This window comes from Chitinophaga chungangae, assembly GCF_017742215.1.
In the GTDB taxonomy this organism is placed as follows: Bacteria; Bacteroidota; Bacteroidia; order Chitinophagales; family Chitinophagaceae; genus Chitinophaga; species Chitinophaga chungangae.
Window position 1 is genome coordinate 1 of sequence record NZ_JAGHKP010000009.1, and the last position, 2,807, is coordinate 2,807.

The 2,807-nt window shown below is 58.3% G+C and carries 2 protein-coding genes; both read left to right on the top strand.

The genetic code is table 11. The features are described 5' to 3' along the window. Window positions 1-947: PorP/SprF family type IX secretion system membrane protein (locus tag J7I43_RS24600; RefSeq protein ID WP_209148693.1), on the top strand; the 947-nt coding region annotated here is incomplete at its 5' end. A gap of 27 nt (window positions 948-974) precedes the next feature. Further along, window positions 975-2,807, top strand: a 1,833-nt coding sequence (locus J7I43_RS24605) for an OmpA family protein (RefSeq protein ID WP_209148694.1), incomplete at its 3' end; no start/stop codon positions are given.

Below are 2,807 nucleotides of genomic sequence, written 5' to 3' on the forward strand. Positions count from 1 at the left end.
GCGCGATGGCGCAGCAGAACATCCAGTTCAGCCAGTACGTGTTCAACGGGTTGAGCATCAACCCGGCGTATGCGGGGTATAAAGAAGACCTGTACCTGAACGCGACGTACCGTCATCAATGGGCGGGTTTTCCGGGCGCGCCGCGTACGGGCGGGGTATCGCTGGACGGGGTGACGCCTGCCAGCGAAGGCCGGGTAGGGCTGGGCGGACAGGTATTGTTCGACCAGCTGGGCCCGCAGGAAGCGTTGTCTTTCTACGGTTCTTATTCTTACCGCATCCCCCTGGACGCGGAGAACACACGGCGGCTGTGCATCGGCATCGGCGGCGGGGTGACGCAGTATTCGATCGACGGGTCTGCGCTGCAGTACGTGGACAACGACGATGTGGCGATCCCCACGGGCAAAACCAGCACCTGGGTGCCGGATGCGCGGTTCGGCGTGTATTATTACACGTCGCGGTTCTACGCAGGCGTTTCGGTGATGGACCTGTTTTCGCTGTATTCGGATGCCTCGCGGTATAACTGGAAAGGGAACAACTATTCCACGATCCGCAAAACCCAGCACGTCTACCTGACGGCGGGCACGGTGTTCGCGTTGGGAGAAAACCTCCGGCTGAAGCCGTCTTTCCTGGTCAAAGAAGATTTTAAAGGGCCGACCAGTTTGGATCTGAATGCCTTTCTGCTGATCGGGGAGCGGATCTGGATCGGGGGTTCTTACCGCACGGGGGTGAACATCTGGAAAAAGACGGAGCTGCAGCGTGACCTGGAAGAGCAGAACGCGGCCAGCGCGATGGTGGAGTTTTACGCGACCAAACAACTGCGGATCGGTTATTCCTACGACCTGAACGTGAATAAAATGGCAGGTTACCAGGGCGGTTCCCATGAGATCTCCCTGGGCTTTCTGCTGCCCTCGAAAAGGTTTGCGGTACAGAACCCGCGGTATTTTTAACGCATTACAACGCATTACAACCAGAGCATGATACGACGCAGTATAACCCTCACCCTGACGCTGACGTTTGCCTGCGGGCTGTACGCCCAGGAACAGAAGAGCATCTTACAGCTGGCCGAAGAAGCCTATGCGCGAGAAGAATACGCGGTGGCCGGGGCCCTGTACCAACGGCAGGCGCGCAGCAAAGGCGACCGCACACCGGTACCCCTTTTGATGAAAATGGCGCGCAGCTACCAGGAGATCGGCCTGTTTGGCGAAGCGGCGGGTGTTTACCGGCAGGTGATCGCACGATCCGACCGTCCGGCATCGGCATATTTTGCCTATGGCGAAGCGCTGCGGCAGCTGGAACAATACGATTCGGCGCGGCAGCAATACGCGCTGTTCACCACCACGAACGCCGACAGCCTGCAGCTCAAAACGATCGCGTTGCAAAGCTGCGACAGCGCAGTGGTCTGGCTGGCCCGGCCGGCGCCCGTTGAGCTGCAGCCGCTCAAAGAACTGAACACGCCCGGCTCCGACCTGGTGAGCGGGGTGATCCAACAGGGCTTGTTGCTGATGTCTAACGGTTACCGGGGGCTGGTGCTCAACGGGGGGGCGGAAAAAAATCCGCGGACGGACCTTCGCACCCAGCATCCGTTTTACAAAGCCTACGCCTACCAGCAATACACGCAAGGCAACGCCACGATGTACCTGGAAGAACTGGCGCCCAAACTGCTGGGCGGGTTCGATTACCACATCGGGCCGGTATGCCTGAGCAACAACGAAGACACGCTCTACGCCACGATCAACCTGCAGGGCAAAGATATTGCGCTGACCAGCCGTAAAGGCCCGGTGAATGGGGTGAGACAATTACAATTATACCAATCCATCAAAAAAGACGGCCGATGGAGTGAGCTGGTGCTATTGCCGGGTATTAACGTGGCGGGATATTCCTCCAGCCATGCGGTGCTGAACGATAGCGGCAACATTCTTTACTTCGTCTCCGACCGTCCTGGCGGGCTGGGTCAGTCAGACCTGTGGTACGCGGAAAAACAGGCGGACGGCAACTGGGGCGCGCCGGTGAACTGCGGCAGCAGGATCAACACCCTCGCTTCGGAAACCTTCCCGACGGTGAACGAGGAGGGGATTTTATATTTTTCTTCCAAAGGCTACGCCGGGCTGGGCGGTTATGATATCTACCGGGTGAAAGGAGAAAAATCCGACTGGGAAACGCCTGAGAACATGAAAGCGCCGTTCAACACAGGTGCGGACGATATCGGGCTGGTGCTGAAACAAAACGGTTACCAGGGTTACCTGTCTTCCAACAAAAAAGGCGGCATGGGGCTGGACGATATTTATTACTTCGAAGACGCCGGTTACATCCACCGCGTCAACCACCGCAGCCCGGATGCAATATTACACCGCCCTGCGGGAGAAAAAGATCCGTATGCACCGGCCAGGCCGACTACCGGCAGCGGCACAGAAGGCCCGTCCCTCGTAAAACGCCCGCTCACCACGGAAGAGGAAGCAGACAAACGCCAGCTGGAACAGCTGAAGTTCCTCTACGACTACAACAGCGCCGGCCTGCTGACCGAATCGCGCCAGCTGCTGGACCAGGTAGCCGGCATCCTGCAACGGCGTCCTGACTGGAAGATCGTGATCGCTTCGTTTGCGGACAACCGCGGCGGCGATCAGTACAACACCGACCTGAGCGCGCTGCGCTGCTTTGCGGTGATCGACTATCTGTCGCGCAAAGGCATCGACCCGAAACGGTTGTATTACAGCAACAAAGGCGAGCTGGAACCGGTGAACAAATGCAAGGACGGCGTGCCCTGCAGCGAGGAAGAATACAGGGAGAACAGGCGTTCGGAACTGAAAGTG